The following is a 25,258-nucleotide window of genomic DNA, read 5'->3' as shown; positions in this document are numbered from 1 at the left end:
TCTTCTCACACCCCGTGACGATTCCCTGCACACGGGCTGCGCCGGGGCCCCGGAGGCGGTGTAATGACCACGTGGTCAGCGACGGCGCGAAAGGACGCAGAGTTCGGGCGCTGTCCGCCGAGCTCGCGCTCAAAACGCTCCGATCCGACCTTGGCCAGTCCGCCCGCCTGCGATCCGTCATCGAACAGGCGCTGGTCTTCACCGGTGCGACCCACGTCGCCGTGTACGCACCCTCGGAGACCGGCGGGGAGTTGTGCCTGGTCGCCTCGGCCGGGGTGCCGCGCGCCCTGCACGGGCTGCGCCAGAGCTACGCGACGGACGGCGGTTCCCCCATGGCCGTCTCCGTGCGCCAGGACCGCGTGGTGTCCGCGGGGCCCGCGGAGGTCGCCCGGCTGACGGGGAACGGGACCCCGGAGCCGCTGGAGGTCTCGCTGACCGCCCTGCCGCTGCGGGCGGACCATGTGAGCGTCGGCTGCCTGGTGGCGGTCACGGACCAGCCCGGCGGCTTCGACACGGAGGACCGGCAGCGCCTCGAACTGTTCGCCACCGCGATCGGCCACCCCGGCCCGACGCCCGGCGACGCGTGCGGCGACGCCGACCCGATGGCCGGGGCGGAGTCCCGGGGCACCGGGTTCACCCTCGACATGGACACCGGCTGGATCAACGTGGGCGACGACGTGCTCGCCCTGTTCGGCCTGGAGCCCTCGGGGTTCGACGGCCGGGTGGAGACCCTGCTCGCGCTGACCCTCCCCGAGGACCTGCCCGCGCTGATGTCGGTGGTGGAGGCCGGGCACATGGCCACCGGCGACCGCGAGCTGGAGTTCCGCATCCGCCGGCCCTCCGGGGAGCTGCGCTGGCTACGGCTGCGCGGGCGGGTGCTCTTCGCCCCGGACGGCCGCCCCGTACGGCTGCTGGGCACGGTCGGGGACGCCTCACGGATGCGCGCCGGGGTCAACGACGTGGGCCGGGTGCAGCAACTCGCCGCCGACCTGGCCAACGCCGCGACGGTACGGGACGTCAGCGCGGTGGTGGTGGCGGCGCTGCGCCGCCCGCTGAACGCCGACCGGGTCGCGCTCGCCGAACTGGAGAACGACCGGCTGGTGGTCACCGTCCTCGACCCTGCGGACCCCTCCGCGTGGCCCGAGGTGTGGCGCACCGAATGGCGTTCGGAATGGCCGGACGCACCGACCCGGGCCATGCCCACGCTGGCGACCGCGCTGCGCGAGGGCCGGGTCGCCTTCTGGCCGGCCGGGGCACCGCTGGAGTCCACGCTGGCCGGGGTGGGCCCCGGCGGACTCGCGGTGCTGCCGCTCCCCGCGGCCGGACGGGTCGTCGGCTGCTGCCTCATCGGCTGGGACGAGCCCCACGAGTTCGGCGCGGACGAACGCGCCGTGCTGACCGCCGCGGCCGGGCTGGTCGGCCAGGCGCTGGTCCGCGTACGGGCCTTCGACGCCGAGCACGAACTGGTCGGCACCCTCCAGCGCACCCTGCTGCCGCGCCGGCTCCCGGTGCTTCCGGGCGGGGTCGCGATCGCCCGGTACCTGCCGACGACCGGCGGGCTGGAGGTCGGCGGCGACTGGTACGACGTCATACCCCTGCACGACCACCACGTCGCCCTCGTCATCGGCGACGTCCAGGGGCACAACGCCGGGGCCGCCACGCTCATGGGCCAGATGCGCACCGCGATCCGCGCCTACGCCGTGGAGGGCCACTCCCCCGACGTCGTGGTGTCGCACGCCAACCGCCTGCTCATGGGCATGGAGACCGACCTCTTCGCAACCTGCTGCTACGTCAGCATCGACATGGAGGAGGGCAGTGCCTGGTGCGTGCGCGCCGGTCACCTGCCCCCGGTGCTACGGCTCCCGGACGGCACCACCCTGACCGTGGAGGGCGACGGCGGGCCCCCGCTGGGCGTCGTCGACGACGCGGACTTCCCGCTGATCCCGCTGCGGCTGCAGATCGGCACCGTCCTCGCCCTGACCACCGACGGCCTGGTCGAGTCCGCCGAGCTCCCGATGGACGACGGCATCGCGCGGATGTCGCGCGAGCTGTCCGAGGCCGACCCCTCCCACCTGGGCCGCATGGCGGACGCCCTGCTGAGCAACGCCACCCGCAGCGACGACATCGCACTGCTGCTGATGCGTTACGACGGCATGGCCGTCAAGCCCGTGCGCGAGAGCTGGACGGTGTGGCGGCTCCCCGACGCCGCCTCGCACGCCCGCCGGTTCACCGCCCGCACCCTGCGTGCGTGGGGGCTCGGCGAGGCGGCCGACACGGTGCTGCTGGTCGTCTCCGAGCTGGTCACCAACGCCCTGGTGCACACCGAGGGCCAGGTCCGCCTGGACATCACGCTCACCGGCGACCGGCTGCGGATCGCCGTGGGCGACGGCTCGCCGCGGACGCCGGTCAAGCCGGCGATCATCAACTGGCACGACACCGGCGGCCGCGGCATCCTCCTCGTCGAGGCGATGTCGGCGGCCTGGGGCACGATGCCGCTCAGCGGCGGCAAGCAGGTGTGGTGCGAGATCCCCGTCCACCCCCCGCACGTCGAGCCGGGCAGCGGCAGCTGACGCGAGCTGCCGGGGGTGCGCGCGAGGGACCGGTTGCACGGGCGGCAGTTGCGCCCGGCGCCTGACGCGGCCTGGGGCGACGGCACGCGTCCCCGCCACGAGGCGCCGCCGGCCGGATCCCGTGGGTCCTCGCGCACGGGACGCTGGTGACGCGCAGTCGCCGCCTGCGCGAGCAGCCTCTGCTGCGGGTCAAAGGACTCGATGCCACGCCTGGCGTGCCCCTTCGCCCGGACCCCTCAGGCCGTCCGTGTGGGCCCGCGCGCCGGACACGAGCGTGGGGAGCCTGCCGAGTGCAGCAGTCCCCGGCTCGCCGGGTGCAGTTGCGTCCGCGCGAACATGCGGCGCAGCCCTGGCTGGGCGGCGCGCGCCCGCGCCGCGCGCTGTTCCCGCGCCCGGCGGGGTCCCACCGGCGAGGCGGTGCCCGCGCCGGCCGGCACCGTGAACTCCGCTGGGGCAAGGAACAGTTCCGGCGGCCCGGGTGTCGCGAAGGCAACGCCCGGACCCCGGCGTGGCGGTCGCACGGGCCCCTCCGACCGTCCACGCTGAGGCAGCACGGCGCCGGGCGGGAGTCGCTTCCGGCACACAGGCCCGGACGGGCGGGCGCGCGCCCGCGCCGCGAGGTGCCCCTGCCGGTCCGCGCGACGGCCCAGCCGCGGCAACCCCGTCACGCCGGTCCTTCGCCCGCCCGGGCACAGGGCCCCGCGCCGCCACACCGAGAAGCACCCGCGCCCTCACGCGGGCACCACACCATCGCTCCGAACCCGCCCCGCACGCAGGCACGTTGCCGCCTGGCCGGGCACCGGCAGCGGGTCCGCGAGGGGCCGGTCGGCTTGGTGCTCCAACCGTGACCTGCAGCACCTCTTCCCGACATGCCGACCAGTCGGTATCGTGCGGCCACCCCGGGGCACCGACGCCCAGGGGCGTACCGGTCGAACCTGCCCGTCCCCCCACCGCGCCCGCACACCCTCGCCACGCAAGCCGCTTGGAGACCGCGCGATGACGTACTACGGCGACACCTGGCACCACCGGCAACCACCGCCGCCCGCACCGGCACCACCACCGCGACCACCCGTGCGGCCCGTCGAGCTCAGGCGGCTGCGTTCGGCCTACCGGCTGCTGCGGCGGGTCTCGGCGCTCACCGCGCTCGGCTACTTCCTGGCCTTCCTCCTGCTCTCCGTGCTCGCGCGGGACACGATGGGCACGAGGGTCGCCGGACAGCTGACGCTCGGCACGCTGATGGGGCTGTCGCAGCTCGCCGTCACGTTCGCGGCGATCCGCTGGTACGAGCGCAGCGCGCGGCGGTCGGTGGACCCGCTGGCGCTGCGCGTGCGGCAGCGGGAGACGGCCGACGGGGCCGCCCGGTGAACCGGTTCGCGGCCGCATACGACTCGGGGACGCAGACCGTCGTCCTGCTCTTCTTCACGTTCCTGGTGACCTGCACGCTGCTGCTCAGCGTCTTCGCCGGGCCGGAACGGGACGACCTCGCGGAGTTCTACACGGGCTACCGCACCCTCACCCCGTTCAAGAACGGCCTGGCCATCGCGGGCGACTACATCTCCGCCGCGACCGTCCTCAGCACCACCGGCATCATCGCGCTCTTCGGCTACGACGGCTTCGTGCTGGCGACCAGCACCGGCATGTCGCTGGTGGTGCTGATGTTCCTGCTCGCCGAACCCCTGCGCAACGCGGGGCGGTTCACCATGGGCGACGTCCTCGCCCGTACGATGCGCGGCCGGTCCGTGCGGATCGCCGCCAGCGTGGTCACCCTGGCCGCGTGCCTGCCGTTCCTCATCGTGCAGCTTTCGGGGGCGGGTTCGCTGCTCACCGCCATCCTGGACATCCACCTCGACGGTGCACGCACGGTCTCCATCGCCATGATCGGCACCCTGATGGTCGTCTACGCGGCGATGGGCGGGATGCGGGGCACGGCGCTGATCCAGATCATCAAGATCGTGATGCTGCTGGGCAGCAGCGCCGTGGTCGCCGCGCTCGTCATGAGCCGCTTCGGCTGGAGCGCGGACGCCCTGCTGCGCGCCGCGCAGGCGGGCAGCGGGGCCGGCGAGGCGTACCTGCGGCAGGGCCTGGAGCTGGGGCGGACCACCGAGGGGAAGCTCGACTTCATCGGGCTGCAGCTCACGGTCGTCCTCGGGGTGGCCTGCCTGCCGCACGTGACGATGCGTCTGTACTCGGCGCCCGACGCCCCTGCCGTGCGCCGCTCGATGTCCTGGGCGGTCGGCGCGGTCACCACGTTCTGCCTGCTGGGCACGGTCATGGGGGCGGGCGCGGCCGCCATGGTCGGCGCCCGGCTGATCACGGGGGCCGACCCCGAGGGCCGTACGTCGGTGCTGATGCTGGCCCGGGCGTTCGGGGAGGCCGCGCCGTCGATCGGCGAGACGCTGCTGTACGCCGCCGTCTGCGGGACGGTGTTCGTGACGCTGTTGTCGTCGGTGTCGGGACTTACCCTCGCCGCGGCCTCGTCACTGGCGCACGACCTGTTCGGGCACGCGATGCGCGACGGACGGGCCGCCCCGCGCACCGAACTGGCGGTGGCCCGCTGGGCGGCCGTGGGTGTCGGCGCGGCGGCGGTGGCCCTGGCCGCGCTGGTCCAGGACTGGAACGTCGCCGTCATGACGACGACCGCGCTGGCGATCGGCGCCTCCGCGGTGGCGCCGGCCCTCACGTACTCGTTGTTCTGGCGGGGCTTCGGCCGCACCGGCCTGCTGGCCGCGCTGTACGGCGGCACAGGGTGCGTCCTGCTGCTGACGGTGTTCTCCACGGCGGTGTCCGGCGGCCCCACGGCGCTCTTCCCGGACCGTGACTTCCACTGGTTCCCGCTGCAGACCGCCGGATTGGTGTCCATCCCCTTCGGCTTCCTCGCCGGCTGGCTCGGCAGCCGCTACGACCGGCGGCGCCGCGACGGGACGGCCGCCGAGAGCAGGCGGCGCTACGAGGCGGGCGAGGCACGGCTGCTGGCGGGCGCCGGCTAGTCCAACTCCCCGTCACCGGGGGCTTGTCAGCGCTTCGGACAGGGGTCACCCTCAGTCGGAACCGAATCCGATTCTGATTCGGTCGGGCCGGGAGGAGCCCTCCCGGACGGCAGGCCGCCCCGCCGCCGGAGGGCCGGGCCGACCGCGCGATCCGATCCACGATCCCCGTTCCCCGACCCCCGTTCCCCGACCCCCGTTCCCCCGACCCCCGCCCCCTCGTCCCGTACCACCCCGCCGAACTCCCAAGGAAGGGTGACTGGTGGAAAGCCTCCTGCGCATCGACGGACTCGAGGTCTCCTTCGGAGGCCTGTCCGCGCTCGATGCGGTGTCCCTGTCGGTCCGGCCGGGCGAAGTGCTCGGCGTCATCGGGCCCAACGGGGCCGGAAAGACGACCCTGTTCAACGCGGTGTGCGGCTTCGTACCCCCGGCCGCCGGGACGCTGCACTGGCAGGACCGGGCACGGCCCTGGCCCCGGCCGCACCAGCTGGCCCGGCTCGGCATCGCCAGGACCCTGCAGGGTCTGGGGCTGTTCCCCCGGCTGACCGTGCTGGAGAACGTCATGGTCGGGGCGACCCGGCACGCGCGGGCGGGCTTCACCTCCGCGCTGCTGGGCCTGCCGCGTTCGGACCGCGACGAGCGGCTGCTGCGCCACCGTTCGCTGGCCGTCCTGCGCGAGCTCGGCGCGGAGGACGCCGCCGGCCGGCTCCCCGGCGAACTCCCCTACGGGGTGCAGAAGCAGGTGGCGCTCGCCCGGGCGCTCGCCGGTGAACCGCGGCTGCTGCTGCTCGACGAACCGGCCTCGGGGCTGTCCGAGGACGGCATGCGCGACCTGGGCGAGGTCATCTCGGGACTGCGCGAACGGATGGCGGTCATCCTCGTCGAGCACCACATGGACCTGGTCATGAGGGTCTGCGACCGGGTCCTCGTCCTGGACTTCGGCAAGGTCATCGCCCACGGCACCCCGGACGAGGTGCGCGACGACCCGCTGGTGACGGAGGCGTACCTCGGCGACGAGGTCACCGCGGGAGCGGCCGCGGCGCCTGCCGACACCGCCGCGCCGGGGGCACCCGGGTCCCGAGAGGAGTCCTCCCGTGCTTGAGGTCCGCGAACTCGTCGTCTCCTACGGCATGGTGCGGGCCCTGGACGAGGTGTCCCTCACCGTGGACCAGGGCAGCATCACCGCCGTGCTCGGGGCCAACGGCGCCGGCAAGACCACGCTGCTGCGCACGGTCAACGGACTCGTCCGGCCGCGCTCCGGCAGCGTCCTGCTCGACGGCACCGACATCTCCCGGCTGCCCGTCGAAGAGGTCGTGCGGCTGGGCCTGTCCCACGTACCCGAGGGCCGTGGGGTCATCACCGAGCTGACCGTCCACGACAACCTCCGGCTGGGCGGGCTGTGGCGGGGCCGGCGCGAGCGCAGGGCGCTGCAGTCCGCCGGCCTGGAGGAGGTCTACGCCCTCTTCCCCGCCCTGGCCGAGCGGCGCGCGCGGCCCGCGGAGACCCTCTCCGGCGGCGAGCGGCAGATGCTCGCCATCGGCAGGGCGCTGATGACCCGGCCGCGGCTGTTGCTGCTCGACGAACCGTCGCTGGGGCTCGCGCCCCGGGTCACCGCCCAGATCCTGGCCGTCCTGCGGGACCTGCGGGAGCGGCAGGGGCTCACCGTGCTCCTGGTGGAGCAGAACGCGCGCAGCGCCCTGTCCGTCGCGGACCACGGCGTCGTGCTGAACCTGGGGCGGGTGGTCGCGGCCGACGCGGCCGCGCGCCTCGCCACTGCGGAAGACCTCCGCCACGCCTACCTGGGGTTCTGAATGTACTTCATCAATCTGACACTGGGCGGGGTGAGCAGCGGCATCGTCTACGCGGCGGTCGCGCTGGCCCTGGTGCTCATCTGGCGGGCGACCCGGATCGTCAACTTCGCCCAGGGCGGCATGCTGATGATCACGACCTTCGTCGCCCTCGGCGTGATCCACGCGACCGGTTCGTACTGGCTCGGCCTGCTGGCCGCCCTCGCCTCGGGGTTCGTCCTGGGGGCGGTCGTGGAACGGGTGCTGGTCCGGCCGGTCGAGAACGGGCCGCCGATGAACGCGGTCATCGTCACGCTCGGACTCCTGCTGTTCCTGCAGGCGGTGGCCGGGATGGTGTGGGGCGGCTCGCCGCGCTCCTTCCCGCCGCTGCTCGGCATCAAGGGCTTCACGGTGGGCGGTGCGAGGCTGCTGCTGTCGCCCTCGGACCTGTTCGTCATCGGGGCCGTGCTCGTGGTGATGGCGTTGCTCGTGCTGCTCTTCCGGGTCACCCCGGTGGGGCTGCGGATGCGGGCGGCGGCGTTCTCCCCCGAGGTGGCCCGGATGTTCGGGGTGCGGGTCGGGCGGGTGCTCACGCTGGGCTGGGCGCTGGCGGGGGCGGTCGGGGCGCTCGCCGGGGTCCTCGTGGCGCCGGCGACGTTCGTCGGGCCCAACCAGTTCGACGCGGTACTGGTGTTCGGCTTCGCCGCAGCCGTCGTCGGGGGGCTGGACAGCCCGCCGGGTGCGGTGGTCGGCGGGCTCGTGGTCGGGCTCACCCTCTCCTACGTCTCGGGGTACCTGGGGTCCGAGGTCGCGCTGCTGGGCGCGCTGGCGGTGTTGATGACGGTGCTGATGATCAGGCCCAACGGCCTGTTCTCGCGGACCTCCGTGCGACGGGTGTGAGGGGCTCATGACCGAGACGACCGACACGAAGGACCTGCGGTCCCCGCTCGGGGGCCCGGCCGCGACCGGCCTGAGCGCCCGGCTGAGGGGTCCGATGGACCGCACCGCGGTGCGGCACCTGGTGCCCGCGCTGCTCGGGCTGCTGGTGGTCTGCGCCGTCAGCGCCCTGCTGTCGCCGTACCAGAACCTGGAGGTCGCCGGCGTCGCCACCTATGTGTGCGCGGTCGCCGGGCTGACCGTCCTGACCGGGACCAACGGCCAGATCTCGCTGGGGCACGGCGCGCTGATGGCGGTCGGCGCCTACGGGACCGGTCTGTTCCTCACCGAACTGGGGTGGTCGCTGGCCGTCTCGCTGCTGGCGGGCACGGCGGTGACGGCCGCCCTGGGCGCGCTGGTGGGCGCCGCGGCGGCGCGGCTGCAGGGCCCGTACCTCGCGGGCGCGACCCTCACCCTGGCCGTCGGGCTGCCGGCGCTCGCGAACTACCGTCATCTGACCGATCTGCTGGGCGGCGAGAACGGGCTCGTGGTGGCCTCGCCCCCGCCGCCCGAGGCACTGGGCCCGTACTTCCCGCTGGAGCGCTGGCAGGCCTGGGTCTGCGTGCTGTGCGCGGTGGTCGTGCTGGTGCTCCTCGCCGACCTCGGGCGCAGCCGCGTCGGCCGGTCGTGGCGGGCGATCCGGGACGACGAGGTCTCCGCGGCGCTGGCCGGCATCCACGTGGCGCGCCTGCGGGTGCTCGCCTTCGTGGTCAGCGCGGCCTGCGCGGGGCTGGGCGGCGGGCTCCTCGCGGTGGTCAGCTCGCTGGCCGCGCCCGGGGCGTTCCCGCTGGCGCTCTCCCTGTCCCTGCTGACGGCGGCGGTGCTCGGCGGGCTCGGCAGCCTGGCGGGCGCCGTGTACGGCTCGGTGCTCCTGGTCCTGCTGCCCAACTGGACGGGCGACGTGGCGGACGCCCTGCACCTGTCCCGGGGCTTCTACGCGAACCTGCCGCTCGCCCTGTACGGCCTCGCCCTCGTCCTGTCGATGCTCCTGTTCCCGCAGGGGATCCACGGGGCCCTCATCCGTCTGGTCCGGCGGCTCCGAACGCGGGGCTCCGGTACCTGACCGCCGGTATCCCGTTCCCCCGGCCACCGGCACGTCACCTGAAATCCGTCCAACACCCACCGAATCCGATTCGGTTCCAGGAGGGGTCATGAGAAGAAGTCACCGACACGGCCTGCGCCTTCGCGGCGGCGCCGCGCTGGCCGTGCTGGCCTTGGTGCTCACCGCCTGTTCCGACGGCTCCGGCAGCGGTTCCGCCGCGCCGGGCGTCACCAAGGACAGCATCGTCATCGGCAGCCACCAGCCGCTCACCGGCCCGGCGGCGCCGGGGTACAGCAACGTCTCGGCGGGCGCGAAGGCGTACTTCGACCACGTCAACGCCAAGGGCGGGGTCAACGGCCGGAAGATCGAGTTCAAGTACAAGGACGACGCGTACAACCCGACCCAGACGGTGAAGGTCACCAAGGAACTCGTCCTGGAGGACAAGATCTTCGCGATGGTGGGCGGTCTCGGCACGCCGACCCACACCAAGGTGGTCGACTACCTCAACAGCCGCCGCGTGCCGGACCTGTTCGTCTCCTCCGGCTGCCGCTGCTGGGACGAGCCCGACAAGCACCCGCAGACCTTCGGCTGGCAGCCGGACTACCTCGTCGAGGGCAAGATCCTCGGCCAGTACATCAAGGAGAACTTCGCCGGCAAGAAGGTCGCCTACTTCTACCAGGGCGACGACTTCGGCAAGGACGGCGTCGAGGGCCTGGACCAGTACATCCCCAAGGAGTCGGTGGTCACCCGGCAGAGCTACCAGCCCGGCGGCACCGACATCGCCCCGCAGGTCACGGCCATCGCCCAGTCCAAGGCGGACGTGGTGGTGCTGTTCACCATCCCGACGTACACCGCGCTGTTCAAGCTCACCTCGCTCAAGCTCCAGTACAACCCGCAGATGGTGGTGACCAACGTCGGTTCCGACCCGACCACCCTGGCGGGCCTGCTGGAGTCCTTCGCGAAGCAGGCGGGCGGCACGGCCGACCCCGCCGCGCTGATGAACGGCATCATCACCGACACCTACATGCCGCCGACGACCGACACGTCCAACAGCTGGATCAAGCTGTTCCGCGAGGTCCACGACAAGTACATCCCCAAGCTGCCCTTCGACGGCAACGTCGAGTTCGGGATGTCCATGGCCTACACCTTCGTCCAGGCACTGCAGGGCGCCGGGGAGAACCCGACGCGGGAGTCGCTGGTGAAGGCCGTGGAGAAGGGCGGCTTCACCGGGCCCGGACTGGTGCCGTTCCGGTTCAGCGCGGACTCGCACGCGGGCTACACCGGGGTCCAGATCGGCATCCTGAAGGGCAGCACCGAGGTCACCCTGCAGGGCACGCCGCTGGTGACGGACGACGAGCAGGGCGCCATCACGCCGTACACCACGGCACAGCCGCAGGCCCCGGCCGACGGCATCCCGGCGTCCTGAGGGGCGAGGGGTAGTGTGCTGCCCCGCCAGGCAGTGGGTCCACGGCGCGACGCGACCGTGACGGACGGAAGGTCCCGGGATGGGCGACAGACGCGGTGACGAGCTGCTCATCGGCGATCCCGCGGACCTCCCCACCACCGGTGGGGCGTCCGGGCCGGCCCCGGCCCGGCCGCCCGGCCGGGCGGCGACCACCCGGCAGGCGCTGCTCACGGCGGCCCGCGAGGTCTTCGGGGAGTCGGGGTACGCGGCGGCCGGCATCGCCGAGGTGGTCCGCCGCGCGGACGCCAGCGTCGGCGGGCTCTACCACCACTTCGACGGCAAGGTGGACCTCTTCCTGGCCCTGTGGGAGGAGTTCCGCACCGCCCAGGTCCACACCACGGCCCGCGCGGTGGCCCGGCTCCGCGAGAGCGGGGAGAGCCGGCCCCGCGCGCTCTTCCTCACCGGCACCCGTGCGTACCTGGAGCACACCTGGGCGCGGCGGGAGATGGCCAGGCTCTTCTACACCGGGGACACCCCGCCGGGCTTCGACCTGCTGGGCCGGCAGAACCTCCGGACCTGGATCAGCCACAACGCGACCCTGCTCGGCATCACGCAGGAGCGGCCGGGCGACCGCGCCCTGCTGATCTCGCTCACGACGACGATCGCCGAGATCGGACGGGAACTCGTCGCCTGCGACGACCCGCGCGAGGCCGCCGGCCTCACGGACACCGCCCTGGAACTCATCGGCAGGCTCTGCGACTTCGGCCTGTCGGCCGCCACCGGCGACGCCACCGGCTGAGTCCTTCCGGCCACCGGCCCCGACGCTCCGCGCGCCGTGGATCCGCCCTGGTCACGGGCTCGGCGGAGCGGCTCAAGCGCAGGGCTGAACATTACCTTCGGTAAATCTGCACACCGCACACGCGAGCGACATACGCCCGCACGTACGCACGGGACATCCCCCGCCGGTGCGCACGGTTTGATCCGGAGTGCCCGGTTCCGCAGCCCCGACGGGAAGCGCGTCTGTGAAGGAATTGCCACCGGGGCGTGGGAAATACGGTACACCGGTGAAGCCGCGGATCCGAACCAAATTCGAACGCGGCAATCTCCAATTGGCCGTCCCACCTGCCCCCATGCTTGTATCCCGTGCCGTGGCGAAGAGGTTGCCCCCCTGATGATTCGCCACATGAAATGTGTTCACACGAAGGGAAACCCCCCATGGACTTCACCCCCCAGGTTGAGACCCGCGAGATCTCCGACGCGGACCTGGACAACGTCTCCGGCGGTCTCGTGGGCGGCCTCGTGGCCAACGCCACCGGCACCGTCGAGTCGATCGCCCCGGTCGCCGGCACCGTGTCCGGTGTCGTCGGCACCGTCGAGGGCATCTCCGGCGTCAACACCGGCGCCGTGACCGGCCTGGCCACCGGCCTGATCGCGGGTCTCTGAGACTGATGGATCCGCGGGTCCCGGAGGCCTCCCTTCCGGGACCCGCGGACGCCATTGCGGCCTTGTGTCCCAATGGCGAGGGATGCGGCTGAGGGAAGAGTTCCATGCAGTTTCGCCAAAAGGCCCTTGCCAAGCTCCAGTCACCGGAAGAACTCGATCTCCCGGTGCGATTCGCGCGCCCGCAGGGCCGTCTCGTGCTCTCCGTCGCCATTCTCGTGATGGCCGCCGCGAGTTCCTGGGCGGTAAACGGTTCCGTGTCCTCGAAATTGAGCGCACCCGGAATCATCGGCTACGGGCAGGGCAGTTACGTCCTGCAGAGTCCGGTCGCCGGACAGGTCACCCGGGTCCTCGCCGAGGAAGGGGAGCGCCTGCCCGCCGACGCCCCGTTGCTCAGCGTGCGCACCCCGCGCGGCGACACCGTCGTCCGCACCGTGGCCGCGGGCCGGGTCAGCGCCCTGGTGGCCTCCATCGGCACCGTCGTCACCGTCGGCGCGGACGTGGCGACCGTCGAACGCGCCGCCCGCACCGGCGACCCGCTCGTGGCGACCCTCTACGTCCCGGCGACCGGCGCCTCCTCGGTGCCGGTGGGCGCCGCGGTGGACCTCGCCGTGGAGTCCGCGCCCCAGGCCCGGTACGGGGTGCTGCGCGGCCATGTGCGGGCCGTCGGCCGCACCTCGCGCACCACCCGGCAGATCGCCGCCGACCTCGGCGACCCGCAACTCGCCGCGCAACTCACCCGAGCGGGACGCCCGGTGGCCGTCGTCGTGACGCTCGACGCCTCCTCCCGCACTCCGACCGGCTTCCGCTGGTCCAAGGGCGACGGCCCCTCGTACGAGCTGGACTCCATGACCCTGGCCACCGGCGCCGTCCACCTGGCCGCACAGCGCCCGATCGATTGGCTGCTCCCTTGACCGCGCCCGCCCGGCCCCAGCAGCGGCCGCTGCCGCCCGCCGGCCGCCGCAGACACCGCCCCGAGCCCGCACGCACCCGCCGGCAGCGGCCGGGCCGCAGGCCCCGGAGCGTCCGCACCCCCACCGTGCTGCAGATGGAGGCCGTGGAGTGCGGCGCGGCCTCCCTGGCGATGGTGCTGGGCCACTACGGCCGGCACGTACCGCTGGAGGAACTGCGCATCGCCTGCGGCGTCTCCCGCGACGGCTCCCGCGCCAGCAACCTGCTGAAGGCGGCCCGCGGCTACGGCCTGCAGGCCAAGGGCATGCAGATGGAGACCGCGGCCCTCGCCGAGGTGCGCGCCCCGGCCGTCCTCTTCTGGGAGTTCAACCACTACGTCGTCTACGACGGCATGGGCCGCCGCCTCGGCCGGCGCGGCGTCCACGTCAACGACCCCGACAAGGGACGGCGGTTCGTGCCCCTGGAGGACTTCGACACCAGCTTCACCGGAGTCGTGCTGACCTTCGAGCCGGGCCAGGACTTCCACCGCGGCGGCCGCAGGCCCGGCGTGCTCGGCGCCCTCCCGGCCCGGCTGCGCGGGACCAGCGGCACCATGCTCGCCGCGCTGGTGGCCAGCCTCCTGCTGGTCGCGGTCGGGGCCGCGCTGCCCGCGCTCAGCCGCACGTACATCGACCTGTTCCTGATCGGCGACCAGACCTCATTGCTGGGCACGCTGTTCGCGTCGATGGCCGCGATGGTGGCGCTCACCGCCGCGCTCACCGCGGTCCAGCAGTCCAACCTGCTGCGCGGCCGCATCATCTCCTCCACCCTCGGCAGCGCCCGCTTCCTGCGCCACCTGCTGCGGCTGCCGGTCACCTTCTTCACCCAGCGCAATCCGGCCGACCTCGTACAGCGCCTGCAGTCCAACGACGCGGTCGCCGAGACCCTCGCCCGCGACCTGGCCGCCGCGGCCGTCGACGGCGTCGTCGTCGTGCTCTACGCGCTGCTGATGTGGACGTACGACCCGCAACTCACCGTCCTCGGGGTGGGGATCGCCCTGCTCAACGCCGTCGCCATGCGCGTGGTGACACGGCTGCGGGCCACCCGGACGCAGAAGCTGCGCGCCGACAGCGCCCGGCTCACCAACACCTCGTACACCGGCCTGCAGTTGATCGAGACGATGAAGGCCACCGGCGGCGAGAACGGCTACTTCCGCCGCTGGGCCGGGCAGCACGCCGCCACGCTGGAGGAGCAGCAGCGCCTCGGCGTGCCCAGCGCCTGGCTGTCGGTCGTCGCCCCGACCCTCGCGACGCTCAACAGCGCGCTCATCCTGTGGATCGGCGGGCTGCGGGCGGTGGAGGGGCACATCTCGATCGGCCTGCTCGTCGCCTTCCAGTCCCTGGTCGTCCGGTTCACCGCGCCCATCACCCGGCTCAACGGCGTCGCCGGCCGCATCCAGGACTTCGCCGCCGACGTGGTGCGGCTCAAGGACGTCGAGAACTTCCCCGTCGACTCGCTGTACGCGCGCCCCGAGTCCGGGGCGAGCACCCGCCGGCTGAAGGGCCACGTCACGCTGGAGGACGTCACCTTCGGCTACAGCCCCCTCGACAAGCCGCTGCTGTCCGGGTTCTCACTGTCCGTCGCGCCCGGCCGCCAGGTCGCGCTCGTCGGCGGCTCCGGCAGCGGCAAGTCCACCGTCTCCCGGCTGATCGCAGGTCTCTACAGCCCCTGGGAGGGCACGATCCGCATCGACGGGCAGCGCCTGGAGGACATCCCGCGCGGGTCCCTGGCCGCCTCCGTCTCCTTCGTCGACCAGGACGTCTTCCTCTTCGAGGGCACGGTGCGCGACAACGTCGCGCTGTGGGACCCCTCCATCCCCGACGGGGACGTCGAGGCCGCGCTGCGCGACGCCTGCCTGTACGAGGTCGTCGCCCGCCGCCCCGGCGGCGTCCACAGCCACGTCGAGCAGGACGGCCGCAACTTCTCCGGCGGGCAGCGGCAGCGGCTGGAGATCGCCCGGGCCCTGGTCCGGCGGCCCAGCGTGCTGGTGCTCGACGAGGTGACCAGCGCCCTCGACGCGGAGACCGAGCAGGTCATCATCGACAACCTGCGGCGCCGCGGCTGCGCCTGCGTGGTGATCGCGCACCGGCTCAGCACGGTCCGCGACAGCGACGAGATCGTGGTCCTCGACCACGGCACGGTCGTCGAGCGCGGACGTCACGAGGAGCTGATAGCGGCGGGCGGCGCGTACGCCGCCCTGGTCAAGGAGCACTGAGGTGATCCCCGTACAGCCCGGCACCGCCGCCGGCGATCCGGTCCTGACCGCCCTCGGCGGGCTCGGCGGCCCCGTCGACTGCACCGGCCTGCGCAGCCTGCCCCTGGAGGGCCCGCACGTGCTGTGGCTCGTGGTGGCCGGCGCCCTCGACCTGTTCGCGGTCGACGCCGCCCAGCAGGGCCACTGGCACTACCTGGGCCGCCTGGAACCCGGCACCCTCCTCCTCGGCCCGGTCGAGGGGCCCCGGCACACCCTCGTCGGACGCCCGCTGCAGGGCTGCTTCCTGCGCCGCGTCCCGCTGCGCGAGCTGTACCGGCCGCCCCACCCGCACCACACGGCGCACGGCGACGGCTGGGCGCAGCAGGGCCCGTACGGCGCCGGCCACGACACCCAGGAGCTCGCCCTCAGCCTCCTCGAGCACGCCTTCGCACTCGGTGTCGGGCGCAGCCAGCGGGTGCTCTACGAGGCCCCGCTGACCGGCCGCACCACGGACGGCGAGCACGTCGCCGACGACGACATCCTGTGGCTGCCGGTCCTGCCGGGCAGCGTGCAGTACGGCGCCGCGTACTCCGCGGAGGCGGCGGGCGACCTGCTCCTCGACGGCGCGATGTGGCAGAGCATGGTCAACCAGCAGTACCGGCTGCTGTCGACGCTGGACGGCTGGATCGAGGGCCTGGAGCGCGCCCACGAGGACCGCACGGCCGCGGGCATCAGGGCCGGGGAGGCCGTCCGCGAGCAGGCCGACCGCGATCTGCTGGCCTCCATCGCCACCTCCCGCAAGGCCCCCGCGCGTACCGCCGAGGCCTCCGACGACACGACGTACGCCGTCTGCCGGCAGGTCGCCGAGGCCGCCGGGATCACCCTCACCCCGCCGTCGCGCAGCGGCGCGGTCAGCGACCGCATGGACCCGGTCGAGCGGGTCGCCGTCACCTCCGGCATCCGCACCCGCCCGGTACGCCTCGACGGCGCCTGGTGGCGGGAGAACACCGGCCCCCTGGTCGGCCGGCGCGCCGCGTCCGGCGCGCCGGTGGCCCTGCTGTGGCGGCGCGGCGGCTACGAGGCGGTGGGGCCCGGCGGCAGCAGCCGCGTGCGGGTCGCCGACCACAACGCGGAGGACTTCGATGAGCGCGCGGTCATGCTCTACCGGCCGCTCCCCGAACGGGGCACCGGGCTGACGCGGCTGCTGCGCTTCAGCCTTCGGGGCTCGGCGGGCGATCTGCGCAACCTCGTCCTGAGCAGTCTGGTCACCGTGGGCCTCGGTGCGTTCGTGCCCATCGCGACCGGGCAGGTGCTGGGCACGTACGTACCCGACGCGGAGACCGGGCTGATCGTCCAGGCCGCCCTGGCCGTCGTCGTCACCGGCCTGGTCTGCGCCGTCTTCATGCTGATGCAGAACCTCACCGTGCTGCGCATCGAGGGCCGCATCGAGGCCACCTTGCAGCCCGCCGTGTGGGACCGTCTGCTGCGCCTGCCGACCGGGTTCTTCGCCGGCCGCTCGACCGGCGAGCTCGCCAGTGCCGCGATGGGCATCAGCGCCATCCGCCGGGTGCTCGCCGGGGTGGGCCCGGTCGCCGTCCAGGCGACGACGGTCGGCGCGATGAACCTCGTCCTCCTGCTCCTGTACAGCGTCCCGCTCGCGCTCGCCGCCCTCGGCATGCTCGTCGTCATCGGGGCCCTGCTCCTCGGCCTCGGGCTGTGGGAACTGCGCTGGCAGCGACGGCTGGTGGTGCTCGGCAACAAGCTGAACAACGAGGCCTTCCAGACCCTGCGCGGCCTGCCCAAGCTCCGCGTCGCCGCCGCCGAGAGCTTCGCCTACGCCGCCTGGGCCCGCCGCTTCGCCCGCAGCCGCGAACTCCAGCAGCGCGCGGGCCGCATCAAGAACATCACCACCGTGCTCAACGCGGTCTACCTGCCGCTGTGCTCCCTCATCATGTTCATGCTGCTGGCCGGCCCGGCCCGGGGCTCGCTGTCCGCGTCCGGCTTCCTCACCTTCAGCACCGCCATGACGATGCTGCTGACCTCGGTCACCCAGCTCACCGGGGCGCTGCTGTCGGCCGCGGCGGTGCTGCCGATGTACGAGCAGGTCAAACCGATCCTCGACGAGACCCCCGAGGTGCGCGGCGGCAGCACCCAGCCGGGCGTCCTGTCCGGCGCGATCGAGGCCCGCAACCTCTCCTTCCGCTACTCCGGCGACGGCCCGCTCGTCCTCGACGACGTCTCCCTGCGGGTCGGGCCCGGCGAGTTCGTGGCGATCGTCGGCCCCAGCGGCTGCGGCAAGTCCACCCTGCTGCGCCTGCTCATCGGCTTCGACCGACCCGCGTCCGGCAGCGTCCTCTACGACGGCCAGGACCTGGCCGCGCTCGACCAGGGCGCGGTCCGCCGGCAGTGCGGCGTGGTGCTGCAGAACGCCCAGCCGTTCACCGGCTCGATCCTCGACTGCATCTGCGGCGCCGAGGTCCACACCCAGGAGGAGGCGATGGAGGCCGCCGCCATGGCCGGTCTCGCCGAGGACATCAAGCGCATGCCCATGGGCCTGCACACCATGATCGCGGGCGGCAGCACCATCTCCGGCGGCCAGCGCCAGCGCCTGATGATCGCCCAGGCCCTGATCCGGCGGCCCCGCATCCTCTTCCTCGACGAGGCCACCAGCGCCCTCGACAACGAGACCCAGCGCACCGTCATCGACAGCACCCGGCGGCTGCGCGCCAGCCGTGTCGTGATCGCCCACCGGCTCTCCACCGTCATGGACGCCGACCGCGTCGTCGTCATGGAGGACGGCCGCGTCGTCGAGGAGGGCCGCCCCTCCGACCTGCTGGCGGACCCCGGCGGCCGGCTGCACGAGCTGGTCCGGCGTCAGATGAGCTAGATCAGGCGCTCTGCTGGTTCACTCGGTCACCCGTGAAGGTGCTCGCGGTGTCGGCATCCCGACACCTGTCTGCAAAACGACAGGCAGTTGGGTGCGGACGTCGCTCAGGGCCGCGGCAACGTGCCGCCTCCCGGGAACCCCGCGATCAGCACCCAGGAGCGCGGACCGAACCGCCACCACCCGTATCCGAGTTCGCGCTGCTCAGGGCTTTGCGAGGCTCGGTCACCCGCACTTCGGCGAGCGACCGGGCGCCGTTCCCGTCGCGGGGAACCCACCGCGCCCGCGGCGGTGAAATGCCCCCAACAGGCGGGCGTGGCAACGCCGGGCGGGACGGATCGTCATTCGAACGTGATCTTCTCGTAATCGGTCGGAGGTTGGGTGTGACGGACATTCACACCGTTCACTTCATGGGAGGAGACTCGTGGTCACGAGCGCGAGCCTTCGACGACGACGACGCCGCATCGTCGCGGCGTCGGCAATCACCGTTTTCGCCACCATATTCAGCGGCTTGGGGAACATCGGGCCGGCCGCGGCACAGACCGGCGCTCCGCTGCCGGACCTGAGGCTGGGCCAGTACGACCACTCCCGAGCCGCCCTCACGGGCGGTGGCGCCCTGCACACCGCCGCGCAGCCCGGCACCATCAAGGGGCAGTACGTCGTGCGGCTGCGGGAAGCGCCCGTCACTTCGTACACGGGCGGCGTCAAGGGCCTCGCGGCGACGAGGCCGGTGGCCGGGCAGGAACTCCAGCCCCATTCGGCCGCGGCCGAGAAGTACCGGCAGCACCTGGGCGAAGCGCAGCGTGACGTACTCGGCGACTTCGGTGTGCGGGCTCAGCGGACCTACACGACCGCCTTCAACGGCTTCGCCGTCAAACTGACCGGCGCGCAGGCCGGCAAGCTGTCCAAGGACCCGCGCGTCGCGGCGGTCACCCCGGCCCGTCTCGTGAAGGCCGACGCGGCGACGACCGGGACAACGCAGGCGGCGCAGCCCCCGGCACAGGCGCCGACGGGTAGGGCTCCGCAGACCGCGACGCAGACCAAGCCGGCTCACGGCTCCGATGTGGTCATCGGCGTGATCGACACCGGCATCTGGCCGGAGAGCGCCTCCTTCGCTGCCACCATGCCGCGGCCGGCGGGCTGGCACGGCACCTGCCAGACCGGTGAGGGCTTCCCCGCCGGCGCCTGCAACGGCAAGATCGTCGGCGCCCGGTACTTCGCCGACGGGTGGCTCAGCGCCTACGGCTCGCTCCCCGACGGGGAGACCCTCTCGGCGCGAGACATGAACGGACACGGCACCCACACCGCCTCCACCGCGGCGGGTCTTCCCGTCAAGCACGCGATGGTCCTCGGGCATGACTACGGCGCGATCTCCGGAGTGGCGCCCGACGCGCGGATCGCCGTGTACAAGGCCCTTTGGGGCGGCTCGGGCACGGACGCAGACATCATCGCGGCGATCGACGCGGCCGTGGCCGACGGTGTCCAGGTCATCAACTACTCGATCGGCAACTCGATGGGCGACTACCAGCCCAACAGCCCGATCGGGGACGCCTTCCTCAACGCCTACCTCGCCGGCGTCTTCGTCGCCGCGGCGGCCGGCAACGACGGCATGTCCGGAATGGTCAGCAACGCCGAACCGTGGGTGACCACGGTGGGCGCGACGGTGGAGCGTTCCCACGAGGCGACCGTGCGGCTCGGCGACGGCACCCGCATCGTCGGCACGTCGATGGACCAGCTGCCGTCCCGTCGCAGCACCCCCATCGTCTTCGCCGACCAGGCCGGATCGCTCGACGACGGCGCGCAGTACTGCTGGTCCGGAAGTCTCGACCCCGCCAAGGTCAAGGGCAAGATCGTGGCCTGCGACTTCATCGACCCCGTCGACGCGGTGGCGACGGTCAAGGCCGCCGGCGGTGTCGGCGTGGTGCTGTTCCAGTCGACCGGCAACACCCGGCTCAACGTGATCTACGACTTCCCGACCGTCTACCTATGGAGCGCCGAACAGGCGGGCAAGCTCTTCAACTACCTGTGGGCGCACCGTACGGACGGGACCGCGTCGCTGGTCGAGGGCGGCGACGGCAGCAGCCTCGTGGGACTGCCGAGCGTGGCCGGCCTCTCGTCGTACGGCCCCGACCAGGTCCACACCGGACTGCAGAAGCCCGACCTCGTCGCGGACGGCATCGACGTGGTGGCGGCGGTGTCGCCGATGGACGGCGGGCGTCTCTTCGACGCGTACTCGGGTACCTCCATGGCGGCCCCGCACGTGGCCGGCATGGCCGCGCTGCTGCGCACCCGGCACCCGAAGTGGTCGCCCGGCGCGACCGCCTCGGCCCTGCGCACCACCGCCACCGACACCAAGGGCACGGCCAGCCCGCTGCAGCAGGGCTCCGGCATGCCCCGTACCTCGTCCGCCGACGACCCGGGCCTGGTGATCGAGCCTTCCGCAGCCGAACTGACCGCCTTCGCTTCCGCGGCGACTCCGGACGGCAAGGAGATCAACCTGCCCTCGATCGCGCTGCGCGAGTACGACGGGACGAAGCCGGTGCGCCTCACGCGTCGGCTGACCAACGTCGGCACGCGAACCGAGACGTACACGGCGCGCGTCGAGGGACTGGCCGGTATGAAGGTGACGGTCAGCCCCCGGACGATCTCGGTGAAGCCCGGTGCCACCGCCACGGTGACCATCACCCTGGAGCGCGGCACCGCGACCTGGGACCGCTACACCACCGGCTCACTGGTCTTCAGCAGCGCCAAGCACCGCGTGCGCCTGACGGTCGCCGGCCGTCCGTGGGGCTTCACGCCGCGGCCGTACGACGACACGGGAATCGAGTTCGGCCGCACCGGCGGCCAGGGCCAAGGCTTCCTGGAACCGGGCTTCACCGGCCCGCTGGCCGGCCGCACCACCGGGTACACCCCCGTGACCTGGACGGACAAGAAGCTCACGACCTCCGTCAGCGGCGGCGTCTTCTCCCCCGGCGGGGTGGGCACCCAAGGCACGAAGATCACCGTGCCGCGCGGCGCGGCCGGACTCGTCGTGCAGACGGCCTCGGACGACCCCAACACCAATCTCGACCTGTACCTCTACAAGGACGGCAAGCTGGTCGACCGGAGCTGGGCGTCGTGGCACAGCAACGAGCGCAGCGTCCGGTTCTTCCCCGAACCCGGCGTCTACACCGCCTACGTGCACGCCCAGACGGCCACGTCACCCGACATTCCCTACCGGCTCGGGGTGACCGTCATCCCTGAGAAGGCCGACCGGCGCAACGCCACCTTGACCACACCGTCCGCGGTGCAGCGGGGCGGGAACGCGCAGGTGACACTGAACCCCGTGGGTCCGCAGCCCGACGTCGAGCAGTGGGCGTACACCGAGTTCCGCACCGGCCGAACCGTCGTACCCGGCCTGCTGATCAGTTCCCGCTGACCGCAGACCGAGGTGCCGACCGTTCCATGCCGAGCCGGGGGCCGGCCTTCCCGAAGGAAGGCCAGCCCCCGGCCGGGCGGCCGCGCAGAGGGTTCCGGGGGCCGCCGTCAGGGGACGACGATGACCGGCCGCTGGGCGCTGCGCGCCAGCCGGTCGGAGATCGGGCGGAAGAGCCGGATGCCGGCCCCGCGCCTGCGGCCGACGATGATGGCGTTCGCCCGGTACTTTCGGCCGGCCTTCTCCAGCTCCTGCGCGACGGCGCCCCTGCGGTGGATGAGCGTCCACGGCAGCCCCGACAGATGGTCCTCGCAGGCGAGCTGCCCCAGCAGCGTGTGCGTGCCGCCGGCGTGCGGCCCGCAGCCGCCACCCGGGTTCTCGTAGCCGAGCAGCGACGCGACGGGGTTCTCCTTCGCGACGTGGACGATGAGGAGCGCCGCGCCGGTGCGCCGCGCCATTCCGGCCGCGTACGACAGCGCCCGCCTGCTGGGGGCTGAGCCGCTGTACCCGACGAGCACCCCGTACTTGTCGACGCTCGTACGACTGGCGCCCGTCGCGGGAGCCGGTTCCCCGGCGGTGGACGACCGCGCCAGGGGATCGTCGCCGACAGGTTCGGGAACGCCATGGCCTGCCATGAGAAACCTTTCGGGGGTGAACGGGAGACGGCCTCGGGAACCGGAGGCGGTCACGCGAGGACGACCGGGCATCCACCGCTTCCGACCGGCGCCGCCCGCGAAGTGTGACAACCCCGGCACCGCGGGACGGGGCGGCGCGCCCGGTGACGCCCCGTTCCCCGGGGTGTGTCACACGCGCGCAGGACGTCCGGTCTCAGTGGAGGAAGCAGAGCCCTGTCCCCGGGAATGTGAGGAAGCGTGCCGTGAGCGAGGAAGCGGTTCCCGGACGGCGCGGCACGGCGTGCGCTGCGGGGACGGGAGCGGCGTGAGCGCGCCGCAGAACACCGCCACGGCGTGGCGGCGGCGGATGGTCGCCCGCGTCGCCGACGAGAAGCACCGCACCGCCACCGCGCTGGAGCTCTTCTTCGACCTCTGCTTCGTGGTGGCCGTCGCGCAGACGTCCGCCGCGTTCGAGGAGGAACTGGCCGGAGGGCACGTCGGGCGCGGTGTCCTCGGCTACGCGCTGGTGTTCTTCGCGATCTGGTGGGCGTGGATGAACTTCACCTGGTTCGCCTCCGCCTACGACACGGACGACGTCCCGTACCGCCTGCTCACCGTCGTGCAGATCAGCGGCGCCCTCGTCATGTCCGCGGGCACGGCGGCCGCCCTGCAGCACGGCGACTACACCGTCATCACCTGGGGCTACGTCGTCATGCGGCTCGCCATGGTCAGCCAGTGGCTGCGGGCCGCCGGCTCCGACCCCGAGCGGCGCCGGTGCTGTCTGCGGTACGCCGCGGGGATCCTGGTGGTGCAGACCGGCTGGCTGGCGCACCTGGTGGTGCCGGGCGACATCCGCCTCCCGGCGCACGCCGTACTCGCCCTGGCCGAACTCGCCGTTCCCGTGTGGGCCGAGCGGGCGGCCCACACCACCTGGCACCCGCGCCACATCGCCGAGCGCTTTGGCCTGTTCACCCTCATCGTGCTGGGCGAGTCCATCACGGCCGCCGCCGGGGCGGTACGTACCGCCCTCGACACCGACGCCACGTTCGGCGACATCGCCACGCTGGTGCTGGGCGGCACCCTCACCGTCTGCGCCCTGTGGTGGCTGTACTTCGCCCAGAATGCCTCCCGCCGCCTCAACAGCTTCACCACGGCCACGTTGTGGGGCTACGGCCACTACGCGGTCTTCGCCTGCGCCGCGGCGGTGGGTGCCGGACTCGCCGTCAACGTCGCCCAGGCGACCGGGCACGGCCATCTGGGCGCCCACGGCGCGGCGGCCGCCTACACGGTGCCCGTCGCCGGGTTCGTCCTGTCCGTGTGGCTCCTGCACCGCCGGACCGCCGTGCACCCCACCGCGCCCGACGTGGTGCACGCGCTCGCCGCGGCGGCGATCCTCGCCGCCACGTTCACCCCTGCCCCGGTCCTCGTGACGGGCGTCGCGGCCGCGCTCCTGGTCGCCGCGACCTGCGTCCCGGTCGGGCGCGGCAGCCCGCGGGCGGCGGCGCCCTGAACGGGCGGCGCCGACGGAACCCACCCTGCGGCAACCACGTCCAACCGCCATGACCACCAGGCACTTCGCACGCACCGCCGCCCTCGCGGCCGCTGCCGCCGCCCTCGCCGCCGCCCTCGCGGGCTGCGCCGACCGGGACGCCCCCCGCGTGGCGCTCCCCACTGCCCCTGCTCCGTCCGTCCGGTTCCCGACCGCCCCGGCCCCGACCTCCATCCCCTACGAGCTGTACACCCACTGCGGGATCGACGAGGCCCTCATCGGCTCGACGTACTTCGAGGCGGAGACCCCGCTCTCCGGCGGCGCCTTCAACCCCCCGCCGGACTGGGACAACCCCACGCAGCGGGGCACGATGACGCTGCTGTCACCGACGTCGGCGGTCTTCACCGACTCCGCGGGCCACGAGGTGCGCTTCCGCGCACGGGTGGGGGCGGACGACTTCAAGCGCGTGTGCCAGTAGCGGCCGTCATCGCACGGCCCAGGTCGCGAGATGTGGAGCGCCGCCTCGATCCGGGCCCTCTCGCCCTCGCCGGGCTCGCCCGCGAACCGCACGAACACCACGGAGGAACCGGGGTCGCCCGCGACGAGCAGCGTCAGCGGCACACGGCCCGACAGCGGGTACGCGTACCAGCCGTCGTGCCGCTCGACGTCCGTCGCCGGGAGGGCCGCGTCGATCGCCTGCCAGTCCCGGTCGTCGAACCCGTACCCCGTGAAGTGCGCCACCGACTCGCACAGGGGCCGCAGGTTGGTCTCGATGACCCAGCTCCCGGTGAAGACCCGGTCGTTGTCCCCAGTGGTCAACTCTCGTCCCCCCGCGCCCAGGTTCTGAGGGGATCATGATAGGTCGGGCTCAGCAGTAGGAGTTCCAGCTCTGGGGGCGGTAGGAGTCCCATTGGTTCCGGCAGCGCGGGCGTGAGCGGGCGTCGTGGCGTCCGTCGTCCCGGCCGTCGCGGTAACCGCGCCGGTACCGGTCGCCCGCCAGTGGGGTGAGGGTGCCCACGGCCCGCGCCTGGACCGTGCCCGCCGTGACATGGCCGGCGGTCGCGGCCCGCATGACCCTCACCGAGGACCAGCCGCTCGCTGCCGTGAGGACCGAGCATCACCCATTCGGCTACCGAGAGTGCCTGAGTCGCCACGCTGGGCGATTCTTGCGTTGGGTTCGCTGCTGCCCATGACAGCGCCGCTCCCTGGAAACGGGGTCGGCCGCGATCGCGAACCCCTCCCTGGAGGTGACGTGTTGTCCCGAATAGCCGAGCCTCAGGCGTCTACACGGCGGCGCCAAGGCCGTATGCGGGCGTGGACGGTGGCCGCGAGCGTGGCCCTGGCGTCCTGCGCAGTGACGGGTGCGGCGTATGCGGACCGTGGCCACGCTGACGTCGCGAAACCCGGCGCCCAGAACAGTTCCGGCGACCCGTGCTTCTTCATCCCGGGGCTTCCCGGATACTGCTCCGGCCACCACGGCCGCCCTGGTCGCCCCGGTCCGCCTGGACCTCCCGGCCCGCAGGGCCCCGCCGGGCCGCAGGGCCCCG

The 25,258-nt window shown here is 73.0% G+C and carries 18 protein-coding genes; 15 read left to right on the top strand and 3 right to left on the bottom strand.

The window, feature by feature from the left end; genetic code table 11:
• Nucleotides 1-71: 71 nt before the first annotated feature.
• The 14 genes from PV410_RS10375 to PV410_RS10310 all read left to right on the top strand — a co-directional run bounded on the left by PV410_RS10375 (nucleotide 72) and on the right by PV410_RS10310 (nucleotide 21,611).
• A complete protein-coding gene (locus tag PV410_RS10375) occupies nucleotides 72-2,570 on the top strand; it encodes a SpoIIE family protein phosphatase (RefSeq protein WP_500323780.1) in 2,499 nt (832 codons plus the stop codon).
• A 996-nt stretch (nucleotides 2,571-3,566) separates the two neighbouring features.
• Nucleotides 3,567-3,935 (top strand): DUF485 domain-containing protein, encoded by a 369-nt coding sequence (locus PV410_RS10370; RefSeq protein WP_500323779.1) that lies wholly within the window; start codon nucleotides 3,567-3,569, stop codon nucleotides 3,933-3,935.
• The gene (locus tag PV410_RS10365; RefSeq protein ID WP_499515121.1) at nucleotides 3,932-5,557 is read left to right on the top strand and encodes a sodium/solute symporter; all 1,626 of its coding nucleotides are present in this window, start codon (nucleotides 3,932-3,934) and stop codon (nucleotides 5,555-5,557) included. Before PV410_RS10370 ends, PV410_RS10365 begins: the two co-directional genes overlap by 4 nt.
• A 259-nt stretch (nucleotides 5,558-5,816) precedes the next feature.
• Complete coding sequence (locus PV410_RS10360) at nucleotides 5,817-6,656, top strand: ABC transporter ATP-binding protein (RefSeq protein ID WP_500323778.1); 840 nt, start codon at nucleotides 5,817-5,819, stop codon at nucleotides 6,654-6,656.
• Entirely contained in the window at nucleotides 6,649-7,365 is a 717-nt protein-coding gene (locus PV410_RS10355; protein WP_500323777.1) for an ABC transporter ATP-binding protein, read from the top strand. The genes PV410_RS10360 and PV410_RS10355 overlap by 8 nt, the downstream gene beginning before the upstream one ends.
• Before the next feature lie 30 nt (nucleotides 7,366-7,395).
• On the top strand, nucleotides 7,396-8,241 hold the full coding sequence (locus tag PV410_RS10350) for a branched-chain amino acid ABC transporter permease (protein WP_500323776.1): 846 nt from the start codon (nucleotides 7,396-7,398) through the stop codon (nucleotides 8,239-8,241).
• A 7-nt stretch (nucleotides 8,242-8,248) separates the two neighbouring features.
• Complete coding sequence (locus PV410_RS10345; RefSeq protein WP_500323775.1) at nucleotides 8,249-9,340, top strand: branched-chain amino acid ABC transporter permease; 1,092 nt, start codon at nucleotides 8,249-8,251, stop codon at nucleotides 9,338-9,340.
• Between the two features lie 88 nt (nucleotides 9,341-9,428).
• Nucleotides 9,429-10,745: an ABC transporter substrate-binding protein gene (locus PV410_RS10340; protein WP_500323774.1), complete on the top strand. Its 1,317-nt coding sequence runs from the start codon at nucleotides 9,429-9,431 to the stop codon at nucleotides 10,743-10,745.
• A gap of 79 nt (nucleotides 10,746-10,824) precedes the next feature.
• Entirely contained in the window at nucleotides 10,825-11,523 is a 699-nt protein-coding gene (locus PV410_RS10335) for a TetR family transcriptional regulator (protein ID WP_500323773.1), read from the top strand.
• Between the two features lie 416 nt (nucleotides 11,524-11,939).
• Nucleotides 11,940-12,167: a type A2 lantipeptide gene (locus PV410_RS10330; protein ID WP_500323772.1), complete on the top strand. Its 228-nt coding sequence runs from the start codon at nucleotides 11,940-11,942 to the stop codon at nucleotides 12,165-12,167.
• Between the two features lie 104 nt (nucleotides 12,168-12,271).
• Nucleotides 12,272-13,078, top strand: a complete 807-nt coding sequence (locus PV410_RS10325) for a hypothetical protein (protein WP_500323771.1) — start codon at nucleotides 12,272-12,274, stop codon at nucleotides 13,076-13,078.
• Nucleotides 13,075-15,330 carry an NHLP family bacteriocin export ABC transporter peptidase/permease/ATPase subunit gene (locus PV410_RS10320; protein WP_500323770.1) on the top strand — a complete coding sequence of 752 codons (2,256 nt, stop codon included), beginning with the start codon at nucleotides 13,075-13,077 and terminating at the stop codon, nucleotides 15,328-15,330. Before PV410_RS10325 ends, PV410_RS10320 begins: the two co-directional genes overlap by 4 nt.
• A 1-nt stretch (nucleotide 15,331) precedes the next feature.
• A complete protein-coding gene (locus tag PV410_RS10315; protein WP_500323769.1) occupies nucleotides 15,332-18,196 on the top strand; it encodes an NHLP bacteriocin export ABC transporter permease/ATPase subunit in 2,865 nt (954 codons plus the stop codon).
• A 508-nt stretch (nucleotides 18,197-18,704) separates the two neighbouring features.
• Entirely contained in the window at nucleotides 18,705-21,611 is a 2,907-nt protein-coding gene (locus PV410_RS10310) for a S8 family serine peptidase (RefSeq protein ID WP_500323768.1), read from the top strand.
• A gap of 107 nt (nucleotides 21,612-21,718) precedes the next feature.
• Here PV410_RS10310 and PV410_RS10305 read toward each other — a convergent pair whose 3' ends face one another.
• Entirely contained in the window at nucleotides 21,719-22,243 is a 525-nt protein-coding gene (locus PV410_RS10305) for a universal stress protein (RefSeq protein WP_500323767.1), read from the bottom strand.
• Between the two features lie 304 nt (nucleotides 22,244-22,547).
• Here PV410_RS10305 and PV410_RS10300 point away from each other — a divergent pair, with 304 nt between their 5' ends.
• Nucleotides 22,548-23,732: a low temperature requirement protein A gene (locus PV410_RS10300; protein ID WP_500323766.1), complete on the top strand. Its 1,185-nt coding sequence runs from the start codon at nucleotides 22,548-22,550 to the stop codon at nucleotides 23,730-23,732.
• A gap of 216 nt (nucleotides 23,733-23,948) precedes the next feature.
• Here PV410_RS10300 and PV410_RS10295 read toward each other — a convergent pair whose 3' ends face one another.
• Nucleotides 23,949-24,530, bottom strand: coding sequence for a hypothetical protein (locus PV410_RS10295; protein WP_500323765.1), 582 nt, complete (start codon nucleotides 24,528-24,530; stop codon nucleotides 23,949-23,951).
• A gap of 49 nt (nucleotides 24,531-24,579) precedes the next feature.
• On the bottom strand, nucleotides 24,580-24,783 hold the full coding sequence (locus tag PV410_RS10290) for a hypothetical protein (protein WP_500323764.1): 204 nt from the start codon (nucleotides 24,781-24,783) through the stop codon (nucleotides 24,580-24,582).
• Nucleotides 24,784-25,258 lie beyond the last annotated feature (475 nt).

This window comes from Streptomyces sp. PA03-5A (assembly GCF_033792725.1).
Lineage (GTDB): Bacteria > Actinomycetota > Actinomycetes > Streptomycetales > Streptomycetaceae > Actinacidiphila.
Note: the sequence above shows the minus strand (reverse complement) of the source record. Positions and strands in the feature narration are given on the sequence as shown.

What these genes read in the sequence shown, in the direction of transcription:
- PV410_RS10370 (WP_500323779.1), top strand. Translation starts at nt 3,567, where the DNA reads ATGACGTACTACGGCGACACCTGGCACCACCGGCAACCACCGCCGCCC.
- PV410_RS10345 (WP_500323775.1), top strand. Translation starts at nt 8,249, where the DNA reads ATGACCGAGACGACCGACACGAAGGACCTGCGGTCCCCGCTCGGGGGC.
- PV410_RS10340 (WP_500323774.1), top strand. Translation starts at nt 9,429, where the DNA reads ATGAGAAGAAGTCACCGACACGGCCTGCGCCTTCGCGGCGGCGCCGCG.
- PV410_RS10335 (WP_500323773.1), top strand. Translation starts at nt 10,825, where the DNA reads ATGGGCGACAGACGCGGTGACGAGCTGCTCATCGGCGATCCCGCGGAC.
- PV410_RS10330 (WP_500323772.1), top strand. Translation starts at nt 11,940, where the DNA reads ATGGACTTCACCCCCCAGGTTGAGACCCGCGAGATCTCCGACGCGGAC.
- PV410_RS10325 (WP_500323771.1), top strand. Translation starts at nt 12,272, where the DNA reads ATGCAGTTTCGCCAAAAGGCCCTTGCCAAGCTCCAGTCACCGGAAGAA.
- PV410_RS10305 (WP_500323767.1), bottom strand. Translation starts at nt 22,243, where the DNA reads ATGGCAGGCCATGGCGTTCCCGAACCTGTCGGCGACGATCCCCTGGCG.
- PV410_RS10290 (WP_500323764.1), bottom strand. Translation starts at nt 24,783, where the DNA reads ATGCGGGCCGCGACCGCCGGCCATGTCACGGCGGGCACGGTCCAGGCG.